This window comes from Corynebacterium sp. S5S1 (genome assembly GCF_001913985.1).
In the GTDB taxonomy this organism is placed as follows: domain Bacteria; phylum Actinomycetota; class Actinomycetes; order Mycobacteriales; family Mycobacteriaceae; genus Corynebacterium; species Corynebacterium marquesiae.
In genome coordinates, this window is record NZ_MKXT01000003.1 from 1 (window position 1) to 20,270 (window position 20,270).

Genomic DNA, 20,270 nt, shown 5'->3' on the forward strand with positions numbered 1-20,270 from the left:
AGCAACCTACGACAGCGCCATTGACACTGCCTACAACCACTCTATCGGAATACGCAAAGGCCACCTACGCTAAAACCCCAACTCCACCAACGCAATCTGGCGTTTAACTCGACACGCCGTAAAACAACACATTTAGTCGTTTAGGCCCTTACTAACCCACGATTAGTGAACAGAAACGGGTTAAACGCCAAAGCCAGCCCGATAAGCCAGCCCCACACGCAAATCCCCCGCATGCGACGAACCCCGCGCGATACTTCGAGCGGGGTTCGTATGTTGTGCCAGGTAGAAGATTCGAACTTCTGAAGGCAATGCCGGCGGATTTACAGTCCGCTCCCTTTGGCCGCTCGGGCAACCTGGCATGCACTGTGTGGTGCGAGTAAGTACTTTACTACGAACCACCCTCCCACCTACAAATCGCCAGCGTAGTAGGGGCGAATGGGGCGGGAATAAGGGGGCATCGCCAAGCAGCTAGCCCACGCGGCGCACGGTGTAATCCGCCAGTTGGCGCAAGGCCTGGCTCGCGGAGTTCTCCGGTAGCACGGCGAGTTGCTCCTCCACCGTGCGCAGGTAGGCATTGATGTCCTCCAGCGCCTTCTGACGGCCGCCAGACTGGTGCAGGAGCTCGATGGCGCGCTCCACCTCGGCGTCGGAATGCAGCGGGCCAGTAAGCAGCTCACGCAGCTTGTCGCCCACTTCGCCCTCTTCTTCCAAGGCGTAGAGAACCGGCAGGGTAAATACGCCCTCGCGCAGGTCCGTGCCCGGGGTCTTGCCGGACTCCTTTGGGTCAGAGAAGATGTCGATGACGTCGTCCACAATCTGAAAGATCATGCCGATGGCACCACCAATGCGGTGCAAGGCTGCGACATGCTCGGCCGAGGCGCCGGAGTGGTAGGCACCCAGGTAGCCAGCAGAGGCGATGAGCACCGCGGTCTTTTCACGGATAACGGCCGTGTAGTGCTCCACGGCATTGGCCTCACCCGCGCCGATGGTCTCCCGCATCTGGCCGGTCACCAGCTCCTCAAAGGTATCGGCAAAGTGGGCCACGGTGTGGGTATCCAGTTCACTCATCAGGCGGGAGGCATGTGCCAGGAGCGCATCGCCGGCGAGGATGGCCACGGAGTTATTCCACCGCGAATTGGCAGATTCCACGCCGCGGCGGCGGTCCGCCTCATCCATGACATCGTCATGATAAAGGGTAGCTACGTGCACCATCTCCACGACGGTGGCGGCCTTAACAACCTCTTCGCAGCCCGGACGCGGACCATACTCGGAGGCCAGCAGCGCCATCATGGGGCGAAAGCGCTTGCCACCGGCCTTAGACAGGTGGCTGACCTTGTCCTTTAAGAAGTCCTGGCCGCGGTCGATTTCACTGCGCAGCTTGTCTTCTACTGCTTCCATGCCCGCACCAATGCGCTCGTTGAGCTGCGGATCACCAAGATCCACGTGCGTGGCATGCGATTGACCGTGAGTCATTAAATAGTGTTCCTTGCAACTAAAAGCCAGAGATAATCGATTACCTACCGTAGTCCAAACTGCGCCCCTAAACACACTCGAGGGGTCGAACTCATGCAATGATAGTCCTCATGTCGGAGCAGATCGATTCCCAAACCTATGTCGAGGTCGCCATCATTGGCGCTGGGCCTGCCGGAGCCGCCGCCGCGATTCATGCCGCACGCGCCGGTTATGACACCCTCCTTATTGATTCCGCGACGTTTCCCCGCGATAAAACCTGCGGCGACGGGCTCACCCCGCGCGCGATGCACCAGCTTGCTGAGCTCGGCATTGTGGTCAACGCCTCCTACCGCAATCGCGGCCTGAAACTGCACGGCTACGGCGGCGATATTACCGCGCCTTGGCCGGAGACCTACCCCTCCCAGGTGGGCACGGCCCTACCGCGCTACCGCTTTGATGCCCTGCTTGCCGACGCCGCCCGGAAAGCCGGCGCCACCCTCCTCACCGGCACCCCTGCCACCGATCCGGTGCTCGAGGGCAACCGCGTGACCTCCTTCCGCGTGGGAGAGGCCACCGTGCATGCCAAGTGGATCATCGTGGCCGATGGCGTGCGCTCTACTTTTGGCAAGAAGCTCGGCCGCACCTGGCACCGCGAGGAGGTCTATGGCATTGCCGCGCGTTCCTATGCTTCCTCTACGCATGCCACTGAGCCCTGGATGCACTCCCACGTTGAGCTCAAGGACGAAGAAGGCGAGGTGCAGCCCGGCTACGGTTGGATCTTCCCGCTCGGCTCCGAGCTAGGCCAGGTCAATATCGGCCTCGGCGCGCTGTCGACCGCGCAGCGCCCCGCCAAGATCAACACCAAGAAGCTGCTCGAGTTCTACGCCACCCAACAGCGCACCGAGTGGGGACTCGGGGAAATTGAGCACGTTACCTCTGCCTTACTGCCCATGGGCGGCGCGGTGTCTAACGTGGCCGGCGCCAATTGGATGATCATTGGTGATGCCGCGGCCTGCATCAACCCCCTCAACGGCGAGGGCATCGATTATGGCTTGGAGACCGCCGCGCTGGCCGTAGCCCTGCTCGGCCCGAAGGATTTCACCCTGGCCTGGCCAGCCGTCTTGCGCGAGCACTACGGCGAGTCCTTCCTCTTGGCCCGCACGGCCGCGCGCCTTCTGACCTACCCGCAGTTCCTACCGCTGGCCGGTCCACTGGCCCTGCGCGGCCCCATCGGCCGCATACTCATGCCGGCCGCCGCGCGCCTGATGGGCAACCTCATTACTGACGATGACCGCGACCTCATCGCACGCACCTGGCGCGCCGCCGGCCGCACGGTCTCATCCCTTCGCCGCGATACGCCCCTCTGGGATTCAACCGCGGCATAGTCCCCCGCTTCCCCGGGCGCGAAGGAGCGGCGCCTAGGCTGGCTTTACCGCCGAGTGCAGCGCCACGATGCCGAAGGTAAGGTTCTGCCAGCCGGCCTCGGCCCAACCATTGCGATTGATAACCGCGGCAAGCTCCTCCTGCCCGGGCCACGCGCGAATGGATTCCGCGAGGTAGATATATGCCTCCGGGTTAGAAGAGACCAGGCGCGCTACCGGCGGGAGCAGACGCATCAAGTATTCCTTGTACACGGTGCCAAAAATCGGTACCACCGGGGTGGAAAACTCCGCCACCGCAAGGCGCCCGCCCGGCTTGGTCACGCGCGCCATTTCGCGCAGGCCGAGCTCAAAGTCGTGGATATTGCGCAGGCCATAAGAGATGGTCACGGCGTCAAAGGTGTTATCCGCAAACGGCAGCTGCATGCCATCGCCAGCCACCTTGGGCACGTTGCGCTCACGGCCGGCGGCCAACATGCCACGGGAGAAATCACACGCCACGCACCACGCACCGGACTTGGAAAGTTCCACGGTGGACACGGCGGTACCCGCTGCAAGGTCGAGGACCTTCTCGCCCGGCTTAAGGTTCAAACGCTCGCGGGTGCGCTTGCGCCAGTGCGCGTCCTGCCCAAAGGACAGCACGGTATTGGTGAGGTCGTATTTCTCGCCCACGGCGTCAAACATGCGCGCCACATCGAAGGGCTTTTTATCCAGATCTGCCTTAGACACAAATGATCAGTCTAGGCTACGCGGGCACCAAGGGCACGAGCCGCCCATCGCGGCAGCTCGGGACGCTGGCCCAGAATGGTCAGCGGCACCCGGCGAGTATCCTCCAGTACCTCTTCGTAATAGCCCACGAGCTGCTCACACAGCGCCTTCCACGTCTTGGAGGAAATGGACTCTCGGGCATTGTTCCGCATCTCTTGGTGAATCTCCGGATTGAGCAGAGCGTCCACCGCATTGGGGAGGTCTTCCACAAAGGTCTTTACCTCCAGCAGCAGTCCGTTATAACCCTCGTTGATGAGGTCTACCGGGCCACCGGCCCGCGGCCCGATAGTCGGCACGCCAGAGGCCTGCGCCTCCTGGATGGACTGGCAGAAGGTCTCGAACTCGCCGGCGTGGACAAAGACGTCCAAGGAGGCATAGGCGGCGGCGAGGTCTTCGCCAGACAGCGCACCGGTAAAGACGGCACCGGGCAGCTGGGCTTCCAACAGCGGGCGCTCCGGCCCATCGCCCACGATGACCAGCTGGATATCCTCGCGCCCGTTGAGCGCCGAGAGGCGGTGCACGCCCTTTTCCGCGGCGAGACGACCAACGAATCCCACCACGTTCTTGGTGCCGCTCGGATCCCAGCTGCGGCGCAGCTTGTCAGAGCGCTTGGAGGGATGGAAGAGTTCCGCGTTCACGCCACGCCCCCAGTGGCGCACGTTTTTAATGTGGTGCTTTTCCAAGTCCCGGATGGTCAGCGAGGACGGCGCCAGCGTCATCTGGCAGGAGTTATGAATCGTGCGCAGCCACTCCCACACGCCATAGGCCAGTGCGGAGGCATGGTACTTGGTGGCAAAGCCGGCAACATCGGTCTGGTACAACGCTACGGCCGGCACGCGCTGCTGGCGGGCGGAGAAAGCGCCAGCCGCGCCGAGCACGAAGGGGCTGGCCAGGTGGATGATATCCGGCTTGAAATCACGCAGCGCCTCATCGACCGCCGTGGTAGGCACGCCCACCGGCAGCGAATCCACCAGCGGTACGCGCACGGTGGGCACACGGTAGATGGGGAATCCTAGGTAGTCCGGAATTTCCTCCTGTCCTTCACGGGCGCCCGGCGCGATGACGATGGCCTCCTGGCCGGTCTCGTGCAGGTGCTCTAAAACGCGCAGCACGGAGTTGGTCACACCATTGACATTGGGGAGGAAGGATTCAGCCACGATCGCAACACGCATGCCACCATCATGGCCCATTTTCTTAAGTTTATGGTGAAGCCAGCGGAAAATCTTGGTTAATTATTTCTCCGCGCGGCGGGTAAAGAAGCTAATCAGCTTCCACAGCACGGCCGCGATGAGCGTGGCAACCACCCCTACCGAGAGCGCCGGGATGATGGCCAGCGTCCATTCGCGGCCCTCTACCTTGACCAGATCAGGGTCATCGAGAGCATATTGCACCCACACCTGCTGCCCCTCGCCCAGCCCACTGGGATAGAGCAGCCCGTGCTGTGGGGTGTGGTAAATCCCTTCACTGTCTTGGAAATCCACCGTGGTGCGCAGCACGCCCACATCCTTGACCGTGGCCAAAGCGCGCGCGGGGTGGCTGGCGATGGTGTGATCATTAAGCGCCGGTCCGATGATCATCGCTACCACGCCCACGAGTGCGGCCAGATACAGCGCCAGCGTCAGCTGGTGCAGGCGGCGGCGATAGACCGCGGGCGTATAGCGCGGCACCACGGCCGCGTGCGGCTTATGCTGCGGCGGGGCCACTTACTGGCCTACCTTTGCGGTGAGCTTCTCATTGAGCGCCCGGCGCGTGGCACGGGTGGTCTTGGCCTCCACGACGGTAATCCCGGTGGAGTATTCCTTCAGCTCCGCCAGCGTATCCAATAGCTCCTGCGGGGTGGTCACCTCACGGTAGTCTGCCTCATAGGCTTCTGCCAGCTTGCCGACGTCCACCCCATGCGGCGTGCCAAACGCCGGCTCGAAGGACTCGCGCAGCGCATCGGCGCCTTGTTCCAGAGTCTCGAAGATGCCGCCACCATTGTCATTGGCCACCACGATGGTGAGGTTTTCCGGTCGTGCCTGGTCTTCCGGGATGAGCAGGCTATTCGCGTCATGTAAGAAGGTGACATCCCCCATGAGCGCCATAACGCGTGGGGCACGCCAATTTGTGGGATCCAGCGATTGCGTGGCCAAGGAAATGCCGATGGCCTGGGCGATGGTTCCGTCGATGCCGGCCGCCCCGCGCGGCGAGTACGTATCCACGCCGTCGAAAGGCAGGCCCACCATGGAGGCGTCGCGCACCGGATTCGAAGCGCCGAGCACCAGGGTGTCATTGACGGAGAGCGTATCGCCCACCGCGGCCGCGACGTGCAGACCGGTGAATCCCAGTTCCTCATCCTCGAGGGTCTCGCGCACCGCTTGTCCCGCCATATCGGTTGCGCCTTCGCAGATCTTCATCCACTCGCGGCTCGGCTCACCGGTGACCTTGACGGTGGTGCCAAGCCGGGCCTCTTCGCCGCGCTGGTTGGTGAAGTCCTTGGTGCGCGAGAGCACCACCAGCTCGATATCCGGGTCATTCATCAGCGCTAGCACGCTGCGGTGCAGCGTCGGATGCCCCACGACGATGACCTGTTCAACCTTGGTGTTGACCACATAATCATTCGCGGAGACCTGCGCCTTGCGGAAGATATGCGCCGCCGCTGGATGCACCGGATGATACGGGCCCGGCGCGCTCGGCTCTGCGATGGTTGGCACGTCTTGGAGGCCTTCTACCTCCCAGGCCTCATCGCCCGCAATGACCAGTGTGTTCTTGCTCAAGTCCACGGCCACTTCACCGTGGTCCACAAAGGCCGGTGCTGGCTCGCGCACGCCGTCGCCGGAGGTGTGGTCCGGCAGGGTGGCGTCGACAAGCGGGGCATCAAAGGCCACATTGATGTGTACCTGTAGGTCCTCGCGGAAACGCTGGGCCATCGCCGCGATATCGTCCGCGTCGGTGACCTGGGTGGTATCCGCATAGACGCCGAAGATGCCCTGCTGCTCGATGGTCTGCGACGCCCCCGTGCCCACCAGGCGCTCCGGCCGATCCGCGCTAATGATGGCCAGCGGCGTATGGGAATAGTGTGCCTCCACCACGGCTGGCAGAGTATTGGCCACCGCAGTTCCCGAGGTCATCACCACGCCCACGTGGCGGCGCTGCACCCGCGCCATGCCCAGGGCGGTAAACGCTCCCCCGCGCTCGTCCAGGCGGGTGTGTACGCGGATATCATCACGCGCCAACAGCGCCAGCGACAGCGGCGCGTTGCGCGAACCAGGGCACAAGACGACATCCGTGAGGTGGCGCGCCAGTTGGGCGGCTACCTTCTCAGCCAACTGCATCGATTCATTCATGCCGCCCGATTTTACCTGCCCGCGCACCATTTCCCTTACCGGGCAGGTGCTGGGCGCTTAGTTCTGAGCGCCCTGCTGGCTGGCCGGCTGCTCGCCGCCGCCCAGCAGATCGTTAAGGAGGCCCTCAATGTCCACGTCGCTGCCCTTATCCAGCTGGTCTTGTACCTCCGGTGGCAACTCGGTCGGGATATCGGACGGCAGGTCATTTTGGAAGTCCGGCAGCTTTGGCAGCTTATTGGAGTTCTCATCCTGCGTATCCGGCTCTTCGGTCTGGGTCACGGTGGTGGGAACCTCCGTGGTCAGCGTTTCCGTCACCGGCTGTGGGTCCGGCTTATCCGCCTCGTCCGCAGCATTGCGCCACAGGAAAAACAACACAGCCGCAGCCAGTACTGCAAGCACCGCGATGGCTGCGAAGACGCCGGCCATAGCCCCGCCACCGCCGCCTTTCTTCTTGCGCTTTTCCGGCTGGTCTGGATCATAGTTCGACGGCACCGGCTCGTACTCGGGCTGCTGCGCGTATTGCTGGCCATATGCCTGCCCGGCCGGCTGCTGATAGTTCTGGCCGTAGCTTTGCTGCTGACCGTAGCCCTGCTGATAGCCAGCGGCCGCATCGAATTGACGAGTCTCATTCTGCGGCTGCTGCTCTCCCGGGAAGTACTGCTTGGGGTGCTCGCGGCGCGCTTGGTCGCGGTTGGGGCCGGCGGCATTATCGGGCACGCGGCCAATCTGGCGCGTGGCATCATCCGCCGGGCTGGACCAGCTGCGGGTTTCATTATTATCGCCATGAGGGCCTTTAGTAGTCATACCCTCTACCTCTACCCCATTTTGCTGTGAGATCCCAGAGAGGTCTCCCACAGCTAACGGGTAGCTAAGCCTCGCCGCTTAATGCGCTCGGCGTGCACTCAAGGCGCGGCCCGTGGCGGTATCCTCTGCGGCAACCTGCGCCGGGGTGGCATCCGCGATGATGCGGCCGCCATCTTCGCCAGCGCCCGGCCCCATCTCAATGATGCGATCCGCATTCGCCATAACCGAAAGATCATGCTCGACGACGATTACCGTATGGCCCGCATCCGCCAGCTTGTGCAGCTCGGTATTGAGCAGGTCGATATCGGCTGGGTGCAGGCCCGTGGTGGGCTCATCCAGCAGATAGACCGTGTGGCCGCGACGCGAGTTGCGGGAGCGCTGCAGCTCCGTGGCCAGCTTGATGCGCTGAGCCTCGCCGCCGGACAGCTCCGGCGCGCCCTGGCCCAAGCGGAGGTAGCCCAGGCCGACGGCCTGCAACGTGGCGATGGCGCGGTAAATCTTTTCTTCCTCGGCAAAGACCTCTGCGGCCTCGTCCACGGTCAGCTCCAAGATGTCCGCGATGGTGCGGCCCTGCCAGGTCACCTCCAAGGTCTCCTCATTGAAGCGGGCACCGCCGCATTCTGGACATGTGGTGTACGAGCCCGGCAAGAAGACCAGCTCCACCTCGATCTTGCCCGCGCCGCCGCAGGTGGGGCACTGGCCCTGTTTTACGTTGTAGGAAAAGCGCGAGACCGTCCATTTGCGCTGTTTAGCCTCGTCGGTGGAGGCGAAGAGCTTGCGAACGTTATCGAAAAGCCCGGTATAGGTTGCCAGCGTGGAACGCGGGGTGCGGCCAATGGGCTTCTGGGTAATCTGCACGACGCGCTTGACTCGGTCAAAGCCCTCCGTGCTCTCCACGGACCAGCCCTTATCCTCGGTCTCTTCCTCATCGGAAACGGCCGTAGCGGACTCTCGCAACAGCCCAGCCAGCACCGTGCTGACCAGGGTGGACTTGCCCGAGCCGGAGACACCGGCGACCGCCGTGAATTGGCCCAAGCCAAAGTCCACATCCACGTTGTCGATGCTGCGTGCGTTAATGCCGCGGAGGGCGAGGTGGGAGGAGGGGGTGCGGGGGTCGTCGGCAAGCGCGAGCGTGCGGTGAGCCAGCGCATTGGCGGTAGGGGTGTCCGCGTCATAGTCTTCGACTGGGCCCGAATAGACCACGTTGCCGCCGCGCTCGCCGGCCAGCGGGCCGACGTCAACGAGCCAGTCCGCTTGCGCGACCAAATCCATGTCATGCTCCACCAAGAGCACGGAGTTGCCGGCCGCGATGAAACGGCGGCACATATCCATGACCGCGTCGCGCTCATCGGGGTGCAGGCCGGCCGAGGGCTCGTCGAGCACATAGGCCACGCCAAAGAGACCGGAGCGCAGCTGCGCTGCCAGACGGATGCGCTGCATCTCGCCGCCGGATAGGCTTTGCGTCGGCCGATCCAGGCTTAGGTGCGCCAAGCCGAGCTCCAGCGCCGAGGTCAAGGCGGGAAGAATCTGTTTGAGCAGCAAATCCTCGGCCGAGTTCTCCTCCGGGTTCTGCTTGCTGAGCACCTCATGCACCCTATCCAGCGGCAGCGCGCCCAGCTCATCAATCGGCATGCCCGCATAGGTCACCTTCAGCGCGGCCGGGTTGAGGCGGCGGCCGCCACAAGTCTCGCACTCGCGGGATTCCATATAGGACAGGGTGCGCTTGCGCAGCGTATCCGATTGGGTCTCCGCCAGCGTCTTATTGAGGTAGCTGGCCACCGAGCGCCACGTGCCCTCATAATTGCGCTGAATCTGATCCTTGCCACGCAGGGGCTTGACCGTGACAACGGGGCGCTCTTCCGTAAAGAGGATCCAGTCGCGGTCCTCTTGCGGCAGGTCCTGCCACGGCGAATCCAGGTCATAACCCAAGTTCATCAAGATGTCGTGGAAGTTCTTGCCGGCCCAGGCACCGGGCCACGCCTGGATGGCGCCTTCCTCGATGGAGAGGGTGGGATCTGGGACCATGGACTCCTCGGTGGGCTCATGCACCACGCCCGTGCCATGGCACTGCGGGCACATGCCCTCCGGGGTATTCGGAGAGAAAGAATCCGAGTACAGGCCCTCCGGGTTATCCCCGGCGCGCGAATAAAGCAGGCGCACGCTATTCGAAAGCGCGGAGACCGTGCCGACCGTGGAGCGCGCACCACCGCCGGAGGTCGATTGCTGCAGCGCGACCGTCGGCGGTAGGCCCTCTACCTGGCTGACCTGCGGGTCGACGGCCGAGCTAATGAGGCGGCGGGCGAAGGGCGCTACCGATTCGAGGTAGCGGCGTTGACCTTCGCCGTGAATCGTGCCGAAAGCCAGCGAAGACTTGCCCGAACCAGACACACCCGTGACCGCAACGAGCTTGCCGCGGGGCATATCGACGTCGACGTTGCGCAGATTGTGCAGGTGGGCATCGCGGACCTTGATAGTAGACATGTCCTCTAGCGTACGCACAGGCGGCGGGTTGGGCAGTTTGAAGTCTGACAGCAGTCTCCTTAAGCGGTTCGCGGTTCTCTTTTCCCGGTTCACCGGTTTTCAACGATTTCGTCCATACATATGGCGAAAATCGTCGACGATTTAGGTGTTTTAGATGGACGAAATCGTTGAAGCTAAGAAGGTGGAACCTTTCCGGGAGATTTCCAGTCCAATGAGTCATGTGGACGAGAAATGAATTACTAGATTTAGGCCTTACTGACTATCAAATCCGCAGCAGGATTAGTGAGGGAACGCTGTTACGCTTGCGGCGCAATTGTTACGTCGCGGTGGAGGCGAGTACTAGGGACAAGGTTGCCGCAATAGCGCAGCTTTATCCGGATGCGGTATTTACAGGGACGGCGACGCTAGCGGCGTACGGCTTTTGTGAGGTGCAGCTGCCGGCAACAATTCGGGTGGATAACAATTGCCGGACACATGCGAATGAGCTGGTGCGAACGGTGAGGTCGCGGCCGGTACCAGCAAATCGGGTGAAAGGCGTGCGGATGGCGTTGCCGGCGCAAGCGGTGGCAGATGCCCTAAGCTTTGAGCGCTGCGGCGAGTGGCTGCTCAAAGAGGCACTGGCGCAAGCGTATCGCGGGCTCAACGGGAGGGGACGGTTCGCGGCCGATTTAGAGCTGGTGACCAGCAAGAAACGGGACGCGGTGCGCGAGTTAGCAGAAAGGGCGCCGGTGGGGACGGCGTCTAAGTGGGAGCAGCGGATGTTTCGCGAGATGCGGCGGGTAGGTCTCAAGCCGGTGCCGAATTTCCGGCTGGGACCGTACACCTGGGATTTAGGCTTCGAAGCGGGAACGACCGTGGTGGACTTGGACTCGCTTTACTATCACACGCCGGAGAATAATCACCGGGAATTCCTCATCGGGACATGGAAGACCAATCATGCGGTGCAACACGGGTGGGCGCCACTGAAGTTTACGGATGAATGCACCGACTACCACCTCAAGCTGGTGGTGGAGACGGTGCAGGAAACGGTGGCGCATCGGCGCAGTGTGCGCGGGCTAAAGAACAAGCCGCAGAAGGTGCGCCGCGCAATGGCAACTCCGGCGTGGAGGTTTCACCAGAGCTTGCTCTAGGCCCTAGTCAGCAAGGTGCGGCCAGCAAGCACGAACGCGGTCGAACCACCAATCGCGGCGGTCGGCGGGGGCGGCGAGTGCAGCGAGGCGGTCTGGGTCGGGGGCGAGGATATCGGCGGGAAGGTGGCCATCGACAAGCGGGCGCGGGGCGGTGACATCCTCTTCGAAAAGGGAGCCGGTGGCAAGACCGGCGGCGGCCGGGGTGACGTCGATGTCCTCGTCGTCGTAGATGCGCGGAAGCGCGGCGACGGCTGCAAGGCCCATATTGATGCCAATGGAGGTATCGAGCGCGGAGGCCACTGTGATATCCATATGGCGCTGGCGCAGGTGTTGGGCCACCTCGAGGACGCGGCGCACGCCGCCGAGCGGGGCGGGCTTGACCACGGCAACATCTGCGGCCTGCAACTCGGCGACGCGGTACGGGTCGGCGACCTTGCGAATGGATTCATCGGCGGCGACGCGCACAAAGAGGCCGGCGCGCATAAGGCGGCCGCGCACCTGGGCGAGTTCCTCGGTGGTGGCGCAGGGCTGTTCCATATAATCCAGCGGCATCATCATCTGCGCGGCCTCGACCGCCTCATCGACGGTCCAGCCGCCGTTGGCGTCCACGCGCAGGATAGGGATATCGCCGCGTTGGGTGACGGCGTCGCGGACGGCGCGGACGCGAGCGGCGTCGTCGGCAAGCGTGTGCCCCTTCTCCGCTACCTTGATTTTGAAGGTGCGGCAGCCGGGGTAGCGCTCCACCACGGCCGGGACCTCGCTGGCGGGTACGGCTGGGATGGTGGCGTTGACCTCGATGGAATCGCGCACCGGCTCCGGGAAGCCCTCGTAGGCGGCCTCGAGCCCGGCGCGCAGCCACGCGGCGGACTCGGCCGGGCCGTATTCCAGGAAGGGCGCGAATTCGCCCCATCCGGCCGGGCCATCGATGAGCAGGGCCTCCCTAGTGGTAATGCCGCGGAAACGCACGGCGAGCGGGAGGGAGACTACGTGGGCGCGGTCGAGGACGTCATCGATATGCATGGCCTTCATGGTAGCGCCCGCTAGCCGTTGACCCCTCCCCCGCTCTGCGCTATTTTGGGAACCCATACCAATAGAGGAGGAATTATGCTGCTAGCTGAGGCATTGGCGGAGCGCGCCCAGGCGCAGGAGCGCCTCAATAGCCTGCACGAGCGGCTGCTCACCGTGGCCCGCGTGCAGGAGGGCGATACCCCGGATGAGGATCCGCAGGCACTACTGCGCGAGCTTGACGGCGTGGCCGGGCGCATCGATGAGCTGGTGCAGGCCATCAATGCGACGAATATCGCCACCGCCTTTGATGAGAAGAGGAACTTGATGGAAGCCCTCGCGCTTCGCGACGGCCTCTTGCGCAAGCGCCGCATCTACCACGACCTAGCGCAGCGGGCGGGCACGCGCTCGGATCGTTATTCCCGCACCGAGATCAAGTTTGTCTCCACCATCCCGGTGGCGGAGCTGCGCAAGCGCGTCGATGATTTGTCTAAGCAGTACCGCGAGCTGGATACCCGCATCCAGCAGCTGAACTGGAATACCGAACTGAAAAACGGATAGTCATATCGCGCGCTGCTTAAAGCGCGCGATGGTAGCCCACACACCTGCAGCGAGCAGGCCCCCACCCTGGAGGGGAAAATCCTGGGACACAGGCCCCCTTTAGCGCTTTAAGGGGCGGGGAGTTCGAGTCTCCCCATGGCATGGAGTACCGCGCTGGTACGGCGTACACGGGTATTATGCGGGGCAACAACCTCGCAGTATCGCGTATTGATTATTACCAGCCTGCTGGGCAGCGTGTGTGGGTGAGGGTTGGGAATGGGGACTATTCTTCTTTTGCCACTAAGCTGGCCGTCATGAGCGAGCAGAAAAAATACAGCACCGATAATCCGTTCCGGCCGGAATTGTGGCATGCCGTAGAAGGTTTTGAGGACCTGACGGATATCACCTACCACCGGCTCAACGGCGAGGGCCGCAAGAACGGCATCGTGCGCATCGCCTTCGACCGCCCGGAGGTGCGCAATGCGTTTCGCCCGCATACCGTAGACGAGCTCTACCGCGCCCTCGACCACGCCCGCCGCACGCCGGATGTGGGCACGATTTTGCTCACCGGCAATGGCCCCTCCGAAAAGGACGGCGGCTGGGCGTTTTGTTCCGGCGGCGACCAGCGCATTCGCGGCCGCTCCGGATACCGATACGCCACCGAGCACGCCCACGATGATGCCACCGCGGATGAATCCACTGTGGACACCGCCCGCGAGAAGGTGGAGGGCGGCCGCCTGCATATCCTCGAGGTGCAACGCCTTATCCGCACCATGCCCAAGGTGGTCATCGCCGTGGTCAATGGTTGGGCGGCCGGCGGCGGACACTCGCTGCACGTGGTCTGCGATATGACGGTCGCCTCCCGCCAAGAAGCGCGCTTCAAGCAGACGGACGCGGACGTGGGATCCTTCGACGCCGGCTATGGCTCGGCGTACCTGGCCAAGATGGTGGGCCAGAAATTCGCCCGCGAAATCTTCTTCTTGGGCCGCACCTACGATGCCCAGCGGATGTATGAGATGGGCGCGGTCAATGAGGTTGTCGATCACGCCGACTTGGAAGACGCCGCAATCCAGATGGGCCGCGAAATCAACGGCAAGTCCCCAACAGCCCAGCGCATGCTGAAGTTCGCTTTCAACCTGACCGATGACGGCCTCATGGGCCAGCAGGTCTTCGCCGGCGAGGCGACCCGCCTGGCGTACATGACCGACGAGGCCGTCGAGGGCAAAGAAGCATTCCTCGAAAAGCGCGACCCGCAGTGGGAGCAGTTCCCGTATTACTACTAGCCAGGAGTTAGCACGATGTGGATTTTCGCCATCGGCTTGGCCACACTTGCACTGGCGGGCGTCATCGTCTCGCGAGTGTGGATGCTCAAGCGTATCAAGGATGCGCAGGACAGCGGGGAGCGTCCCTTCGATCAGGAGGACACCCCGCGCAATCCATACATGTAGCGGAGTAAATGGCGTGGGACGCCCTCGGACCGGAGTGAGACATCTCAAGCAATTGTGGACATGCCCATAGTTAATACTTAAAGTGTCGAACATGAAACTCTGCAACTCATTCGTCATGCTCGCAGCACGCGTCGCCCTGGGCGTAATTCTCATCGCCCAGGGCTGGCAAAAGTTCTCCGAATGGACCGTCGCCGTCGCGGGCCTGATGCTCGCCGCCGGCCCCGGCATACGCTCCCTGGATCAGCTCCCCTTCAGCAAAAAGGCAAAAGTAGCCAAATAAGGCCACCGCTTCCTAGCCTCTCACTTCACTCATTGAAGTGAGAGGCATTTTTAAATTTTGGCAGCTTAAGGAAGAGATAGGACCACCTAAGTTCATTACGTTGAACAATCTAGTTCAAGGGTGCTAGTGTTTGTTGAGTTCACTTCTCCTAATGCAAAGGAAGTTCATTATGAGCTCAAATCACAGCACCCCACGCCGGCCCCTACAGCGCATTCTCGCAGGCACCTGCGCCCTCGCACTCGGCGCCAGCCTCGCCGCTTGCAGCGCCTCGAAGGAATCCATCGACGCTGCAAAGCCGAAGGACGGCGACACCGTCAAGGCCGTGGCCACGACTACCCAGATCTGCGACTACCTCACCCAGGTAGCCGCCGGCGGCCTCAAGCTCCACAAGGTCGACTCCCAGGGTGCGGAGACCAACTCCGGCGAGGGCCCAGTGACCCTCGACCTCACCTGTTTGCTCGCCCCCAACGCCAGCGCCCACGAGCACGAGATGACCCCACAGCAGATGCAGGCGCTCTCCCAGGCCGACTACATGTTCGTCAACGGAGTCGACCTCGAGCACTTCCTCGACCAAGCCGTGGACTCCTCCGGCTTCCACGGCGTCATGGCCGTGACCTCGGGCGTCAAGAGCGAAGGTATGGGCGATGGCAACGGCAAGTACACCATCGACGAGGGCATCGAGCACGTGAGCCCGCGCCCGTGGCCTTTCCCGGGGGAGGACGGCGAGGCCCCAGAATTCAAGTACGACCCGCACGTGTGGACCTCCCCGAAGCAGGCCAAGATTCAGGTCGACAACATCGTCAACACGTTGTCCCAGGCCTCCCCGCAGGCCAAGGACGCCTTCACCGCCGCCGGCAAGAAGTACACCGACCAGTTGGAGGACCTCGACAAGTGGGCCAGCGATTCCATGTCCGCAGTTCCTGAGCAAGACCGCGTGCTCTTCTCTTCCCACGACGCCTTCGGCTACTTCTCAAACGCATACGGCGTGAAGTTCATCGGCTCCGCACTGTCTGACTTCAACAACCAGCAGGACGCCACCTCGCGCCACATCGACGAGCAGGCAAAGCAGATCCGCGAGTCCGGTGCCAAGGCCATCTTTGCGGAGAATTCCAACAGCTCGAAGTCCATCGAGGCCATCGCCCGCGCCGCAGGCGTCAAGGCGGTTACATCCGACGACGCTTTGTACGGCGACTCGCTAGGTGTGCCAGGCAGTGAGGGCGAGACCTACATCGGATCCATCGTCCACAACATCAACACCCTGGTCAGCGCCTGGGACTCCGAACAGCAACCGTTGCCGGAATCGCTGCAGGCATTCGACGTCGCCAAGCGCAAGTAGCTCTATATGTCTTCCCCATTAATCACTCTGCGCAATGCCACCTGCGGCTATGGCGCCCGGGATATCCTCACCGACGTTGATCTTGAGATCCGCGCGAGCGAGGCCGTGGCGCTCCTGGGGGCCAACGGCGCGGGCAAGTCTACGCTGCTCAAGGCAATCACTGGCCTGGCTGCCTTGCGCGGCATGGCCACCATCGACGCCTCGCTCGGCTACGTCCCGCAGTACCAAGACTCCGACCTGAGTTTTCCCGTCACGGCTTACAAGGTCGTGGAAATGGGCCTTTTGCCATCAGTGAGCTGGTGGCATAGGTGCACGAGCATGCGTAGCTATCGCGGCCATGTACTCAATGCCCTGCGACAAGTGGGGATGGAGCACCTCGCCGAGACGCGGTTTGGCCAGCTCTCGGGAGGGCAGCGCCAGCGCGTGCTCATCGCGCGCGCGTTGGTTTCGGCCCCGGAGCTGGTGCTTCTCGACGAACCCTTCAACGGGCTTGATCAAGAAAGCCGCCGAATCCTGATTCAGATCATTGCGGATCTCAAGGAAGCAGGAATCGCCCTGCTCGTCTCCACTCACGACCCCATCTTGGCGCAGCACACCTGCGACTGGGCGGCGTTTGTGCTCGACGGCAAGGTCCACACCATGGGAACCGAGGAAGCAGTGGAAACCTATATGGAGCAAGGTGCGCGACTGTAATGGAGCAGATTCTCTTCGCCCCGTACCTGCGCAATGCCTTCCTCTTCCTGCTGTGCCTATCGATTGTGGGGGCTGTCATTAGCGTCCTCGTTAATCTCCGCCGCATGGAATTTACGGTGGAAGCCCTCGTGCACTCGGTTTTTCCAGGCATCGTGGTAGGGCTCATCGTGGGCGGCATCCCGGGCATCGTGCCGGGTGCGGCCGCGGTGGCCACGGTGACGGTGCTGGTGCTGGCTTCTCTGGGTTCTGGGCGGCGCCAGTCAGCGCGGAAGCTGGATATAGAAGCCGGAACGGCCGTGGTGCTGACCTTCATGTACGGCATCGGCGTGGTCATCAGTTTGGCCTATGGCGACAAGTCCGGGCAGCTGGAGGCGCTCATGTTTGGCCGGCTTCTCGACGTCACGCAGTCCAGGCTGGCAACCTCCGTCACGCTCTGCGTGATTGCGGCACTGCTCATCCTGACAACCTGGCGCATGCAGATTCTCGTCGCTTTCGATACAGCAGCGGCCCGCGCCATGGGCGTCAACGTGGCGGCTTATGAGCTCATTGCGAATGTCGCGGTTGGCCTAATCGTGGTGGCGGCTAGCTCGGCAGTGGGTGTGTTGCTGGTTATCGGTTTTATTGTCATTCCAGGCCTCTCGGCGCGCTTGATCGCAGGATCCCCGCGCAGCATGTGCTTCTGGGCTGCGGGCTTGTCCACGCTGGCAGTGGTGGTGGGATTTGCCATCATGCTGTCCCAAACCGCGCACCAGATTTCGCCGCAGGCAATCGTCAGCTTGATGCTGGTTGTCACCGTGCCGCTAGCGGGCTTGAAGGGGGTATTTAGCTAATGGGACTGTCTCATCTTGATCCAGAGATCCTGCGGATGCCCCTCCTTGAGGCCATTGCTGTGGGATGTTTATCTGGCTTGGTTGGAACCTTGATGGTCATGGGCAAGCGCGTCTTTTTCGCCGAGAGCCTGTCGCACGGAATCTTCCCCGGCGCGGTGCTCGGCGTAGTGGTGGCCAACCTTCTGAGCTTGGATCTCTCCACGGGTTTGATGGTGGGCGCGGCACTGTTCTGCCTACCTTTGGCCTGGCTTATGCGGTGGTTGAGTACCGTCGAGGGCATTTCTTCGACCGCTGCCGCCGGCGTGACGCTCACCCTGGGATTTTCCCTGGGCATCTTGTTGCTGCGCTGGTTCCAACCGCTACCTATCCACGTGGATAGCTTTCTCGTGGGCTCGCTGACCACTGTCAATGCGCAGGATGTCTGGTTTGTCAGCGCCCTGGTGGTGGTCAGCCTTGGCGTGCTGGTAGCATTTCGCCGGACGTTGGTCTCCTTCTACTTCGACCAGACGTCCTTCCGCGCACAAGGTGGAAATCCCGGCTGCTATGACTTGCTTACCCTCACGCTTATCAGCGTGACCATGGTGGTGGTGATTCCCGCGGTGGGCACTATCTTGTCCCTGGCGCTGCTGGTAGCCCCGGCGGCGGCGTTGCAGCCGTGGATCAAGCGCCCGACCCAGCTCATGCTCGGTGCCGGTATCGCGGGCATTGCGCTGGCATGCGGCGGGCTCTGGCTGGCGGCCGCACTCAGTTTGTCGGCGGGCGGCTGCATCGCGGTGCTGGCGGGTGTGTTCTATTTGCTCAGCATGGGGCTGCGGGCCTTGCTCTAAACGCCCGGCGCGCCGCCTCCCGGGACGAGCGATATGCCCGGGTAACCTGATTATTCGTGACTCATATCCTCGCCCCACTCCCAGTCGATCCCCGCAATCCCGCAGGAATTTTGGATGACCTCGAGAAGGCCATCGCTGGGCAGACCACGCTCTTACCCCTTCCCGCAGCGGACCGCACGCGGACGGAATTGCTGCGCAACCACATGCGCGCGGGCGAATCGATTGCTGAGGACATTGCTTTGGTGGTGTCCACCTCGGGTTCCACGGGCACACCGAAGGGTGCGCAGCTAAGCCCGCTTAACCTGGTGGCGAGTGCGGATGCCACCCATTCTTTCCTGGGTGGCCCCGGCCAATGGCTACTGGCCATGCCCGCCCACCATATCGCGGGCATCCAGGTGCTCGTGCGTTCGTTGGTGGCGGGTGTGGAGCCACTGTGCCTCGACCTGTCCCAAGGCTTTAACATCACCGAGTTCGCCCGCGCAGCAGAAGAACTCGCCCACACCGAGGACCGCATGTACACCGCGCTCACACCGATGCAGCTGCACAAGGCACTCGATTCGCTGGACGGCATCCAAGCACTGCGCCGTTTCAACTCCATCCTGGTAGGTGGAGCAGCGCCACATCCCCAGCTATTGGAATCTGCGCGCAAGCTCGACATCACCGTGGTAACCACCTATGGCTCCTCGGAGACTGCGGGCGGTTGCGTCTACAACGGCACTCCCCTGCCCGGCACCGAGGTGCGCATCGGGGAAGATAACCGCATTTTCCTGGGCGGGCCGACCATTGCGCAGGGCTACCGCAATGTGGAATCGCGCGACTTCGTCGGTGGCTGGTTCGCAACTTCCGACGCCGGGGAGCTCGACGCCCACGGTCAACTCACCGTCACTGGACGTCTGGACAGCATCATCAACTCGGGCGGGTTGAAGTTGCACCCAGAACAACTGGAACAGCTCTTGTTGCAGGTACCGGGCGTCGACAGTGTATGCGTGGTGGGCATCCCTGATCCACGTCTTGGCCAGATGATCGCCGCAGCTTACACCGGCTGGGCCTCGCGCACCGACATCCTCGAAGCGCTCGATGACCTGCCTCGGTGGCAGATTCCGCGCGAGATTATCCGCATTGCTGAGATGCCGCTGACCGGCCCCGGCAAGGTGGACCGTCGTGGTGTCGCAGGGCTCTTTAAGAACTGATTAGACTTCGTTAGCGCGCACCGTCACGTCGGCGGCCGCGACTTCCGCAAGAGAGAACTCCTCGTCCCCTGCGTGCAGGTTGAGCAGGCCCGCAACGCGGGAATCGACTACGACCTCGACGCCCAGGCCGACGCCATGGCTGTCGAGGTAGCGCAACAGCTCGGTGTCTCCGTCGCATACCCGCTCGATGGTGACAGGGGTGTGAAGGGGGACGTCGTCAAGCGTGAGCGTGCCAAGGTCCTCGATGCTGCCCTGCGCGTCGGGGATGGGATCGCCGTGGGGATCGCGCTGAGGATGGCCCAGGTGCTGATCGAGTCGATCGATGAAGCGATCGGAGCATGCATGCTCGAGGAGATCGGCATCCTCGTGAACCTCGTCCCAGGTGTACCCCAGCTCTTTGACCAAGAAGGTCTCGAGGAGACGATGGCGGCGGACCATGCCCATGGACAGTGCCTGGCCCTCTGGGGTCAGCGAAACGCCAGCGTAGCGCTCATGTTCCACCAGCCCTTGGGCAACGAGACGCTTTACGGCTTCCGACGCCGTGGGCACCTTTTGGTTCAATCGCCCCGCCAGCTCCTTGAGCGCGATGGGCGCGCCGCCGGAGTGCTCGGAGAGGTCCCACAGGACTTTGAGGTAGTCCTGGGTACGTTCAGGGAGATCGCTTAAATGCATGACATTCATCGTAGTAAAGGCCTTGCCCCGCGAGCGATTCACATGATAACTTTAAGAAAGTTCAACGCATTGAACTTTTGTCACGGGTGTGGCCCACAGCCGTCCTTTC

The 20,270-nt window shown here is 62.5% G+C and carries 20 protein-coding genes and 1 tRNA gene; 11 read left to right on the forward strand and 10 right to left on the reverse strand.

The window, feature by feature from the left end:
- Positions 1-276: 276 nt before the first annotated feature.
- Positions 277-358 (reverse strand) — tRNA-Tyr (locus BKN05_RS01435).
- A 110-nt stretch (positions 359-468) separates the two neighbouring features.
- Positions 469-1,473 carry a polyprenyl synthetase family protein gene (locus BKN05_RS01440; RefSeq protein ID WP_225746015.1) on the reverse strand — a complete coding sequence of 335 codons (1,005 nt, stop codon included), beginning with the start codon at positions 1,471-1,473 and terminating at the stop codon, positions 469-471.
- 98 nt (positions 1,474-1,571) lie between these two features.
- Here BKN05_RS01440 and BKN05_RS01445 point away from each other — a divergent pair, with 98 nt between their 5' ends.
- Positions 1,572-2,837 (forward strand): geranylgeranyl reductase family protein, encoded by a 1,266-nt coding sequence (locus BKN05_RS01445; RefSeq protein ID WP_225746016.1) that lies wholly within the window; start codon positions 1,572-1,574, stop codon positions 2,835-2,837.
- A 33-nt stretch (positions 2,838-2,870) separates the two neighbouring features.
- Here the strand turns inward: BKN05_RS01445 and BKN05_RS01450 are convergent, their stop codons facing one another.
- From BKN05_RS01450 to BKN05_RS01475, 6 genes are all read right to left on the reverse strand, one after another.
- Positions 2,871-3,560, reverse strand: a complete 690-nt coding sequence (locus BKN05_RS01450) for a demethylmenaquinone methyltransferase (RefSeq protein ID WP_225746017.1) — start codon at positions 3,558-3,560, stop codon at positions 2,871-2,873.
- Positions 3,561-3,571: 11 nt separating this feature from the next.
- A complete protein-coding gene (locus BKN05_RS01455; RefSeq protein ID WP_225747350.1) occupies positions 3,572-4,771 on the reverse strand; it encodes a glycosyltransferase family 4 protein in 1,200 nt (399 codons plus the stop codon).
- Between the two features lie 60 nt (positions 4,772-4,831).
- Complete coding sequence (locus BKN05_RS01460; RefSeq protein WP_286687753.1) at positions 4,832-5,302, reverse strand: DUF3592 domain-containing protein; 471 nt, start codon at positions 5,300-5,302, stop codon at positions 4,832-4,834.
- Entirely contained in the window at positions 5,303-6,925 is a 1,623-nt protein-coding gene (gene menD / locus BKN05_RS01465) for a 2-succinyl-5-enolpyruvyl-6-hydroxy-3-cyclohexene-1-carboxylic-acid synthase (RefSeq protein WP_286687754.1), read from the reverse strand.
- A 57-nt stretch (positions 6,926-6,982) separates the two neighbouring features.
- Positions 6,983-7,729, reverse strand: a complete 747-nt coding sequence (locus tag BKN05_RS01470) for a hypothetical protein (protein ID WP_286687755.1) — start codon at positions 7,727-7,729, stop codon at positions 6,983-6,985.
- Positions 7,730-7,807: 78 nt separating this feature from the next.
- On the reverse strand, positions 7,808-10,210 hold the full coding sequence (locus BKN05_RS01475) for an ATP-binding cassette domain-containing protein (protein WP_286687756.1): 2,403 nt from the start codon (positions 10,208-10,210) through the stop codon (positions 7,808-7,810).
- A gap of 218 nt (positions 10,211-10,428) precedes the next feature.
- On the opposite strand from BKN05_RS01475, the gene BKN05_RS01480 reads away from it, so the two are divergent.
- Positions 10,429-11,340, forward strand: coding sequence for a hypothetical protein (locus BKN05_RS01480; protein WP_286687757.1), 912 nt, complete (start codon positions 10,429-10,431; stop codon positions 11,338-11,340).
- Positions 11,341-11,343: 3 nt separating this feature from the next.
- On the opposite strand, the gene BKN05_RS01485 is transcribed toward BKN05_RS01480, so the two are convergent.
- Positions 11,344-12,360 carry an o-succinylbenzoate synthase gene (locus tag BKN05_RS01485; protein WP_049377882.1) on the reverse strand — a complete coding sequence of 339 codons (1,017 nt, stop codon included), beginning with the start codon at positions 12,358-12,360 and terminating at the stop codon, positions 11,344-11,346.
- Between the two features lie 84 nt (positions 12,361-12,444).
- Between BKN05_RS01485 and BKN05_RS01490 the strand changes: the two genes are divergently transcribed.
- The 9 genes from BKN05_RS01490 to menE all read left to right on the forward strand — a co-directional run bounded on the left by BKN05_RS01490 (position 12,445) and on the right by menE (position 19,489).
- Positions 12,445-12,906 carry a DIP1984 family protein gene (locus BKN05_RS01490; protein ID WP_049377868.1) on the forward strand — a complete coding sequence of 154 codons (462 nt, stop codon included), beginning with the start codon at positions 12,445-12,447 and terminating at the stop codon, positions 12,904-12,906.
- A gap of 293 nt (positions 12,907-13,199) precedes the next feature.
- Positions 13,200-14,168: a 1,4-dihydroxy-2-naphthoyl-CoA synthase gene (locus tag BKN05_RS01495; protein ID WP_034656212.1), complete on the forward strand. Its 969-nt coding sequence runs from the start codon at positions 13,200-13,202 to the stop codon at positions 14,166-14,168.
- Positions 14,169-14,183: 15 nt separating this feature from the next.
- A complete protein-coding gene (locus tag BKN05_RS01500; protein ID WP_005322953.1) occupies positions 14,184-14,333 on the forward strand; it encodes a hypothetical protein in 150 nt (49 codons plus the stop codon).
- A 91-nt stretch (positions 14,334-14,424) separates the two neighbouring features.
- A complete protein-coding gene (locus BKN05_RS01505) occupies positions 14,425-14,613 on the forward strand; it encodes a hypothetical protein (protein WP_005322954.1) in 189 nt (62 codons plus the stop codon).
- A gap of 169 nt (positions 14,614-14,782) precedes the next feature.
- Positions 14,783-15,949 (forward strand): metal ABC transporter substrate-binding protein, encoded by a 1,167-nt coding sequence (locus BKN05_RS01510; RefSeq protein ID WP_049377867.1) that lies wholly within the window; start codon positions 14,783-14,785, stop codon positions 15,947-15,949.
- A 6-nt stretch (positions 15,950-15,955) separates the two neighbouring features.
- Positions 15,956-16,642 (forward strand): metal ABC transporter ATP-binding protein, encoded by a 687-nt coding sequence (locus BKN05_RS01515; protein WP_005322958.1) that lies wholly within the window; start codon positions 15,956-15,958, stop codon positions 16,640-16,642.
- Positions 16,642-17,472: a metal ABC transporter permease gene (locus BKN05_RS01520; protein ID WP_049377866.1), complete on the forward strand. Its 831-nt coding sequence runs from the start codon at positions 16,642-16,644 to the stop codon at positions 17,470-17,472. The genes BKN05_RS01515 and BKN05_RS01520 overlap by 1 nt, the downstream gene beginning before the upstream one ends.
- On the forward strand, positions 17,472-18,299 hold the full coding sequence (locus BKN05_RS01525) for a metal ABC transporter permease (RefSeq protein WP_005322960.1): 828 nt from the start codon (positions 17,472-17,474) through the stop codon (positions 18,297-18,299). The genes BKN05_RS01520 and BKN05_RS01525 overlap by 1 nt, the downstream gene beginning before the upstream one ends.
- Before the next feature lie 56 nt (positions 18,300-18,355).
- The gene (menE, locus tag BKN05_RS01530; RefSeq protein WP_005322961.1) at positions 18,356-19,489 is read left to right on the forward strand and encodes an o-succinylbenzoate--CoA ligase; all 1,134 of its coding nucleotides are present in this window, start codon (positions 18,356-18,358) and stop codon (positions 19,487-19,489) included.
- Here menE and BKN05_RS01535 read toward each other — a convergent pair whose 3' ends face one another.
- Positions 19,490-20,161 (reverse strand): metal-dependent transcriptional regulator, encoded by a 672-nt coding sequence (locus tag BKN05_RS01535; protein ID WP_034656208.1) that lies wholly within the window; start codon positions 20,159-20,161, stop codon positions 19,490-19,492. It abuts the gene before it with no gap.
- Between the last annotated feature and the right edge of the window lie 109 nt (positions 20,162-20,270).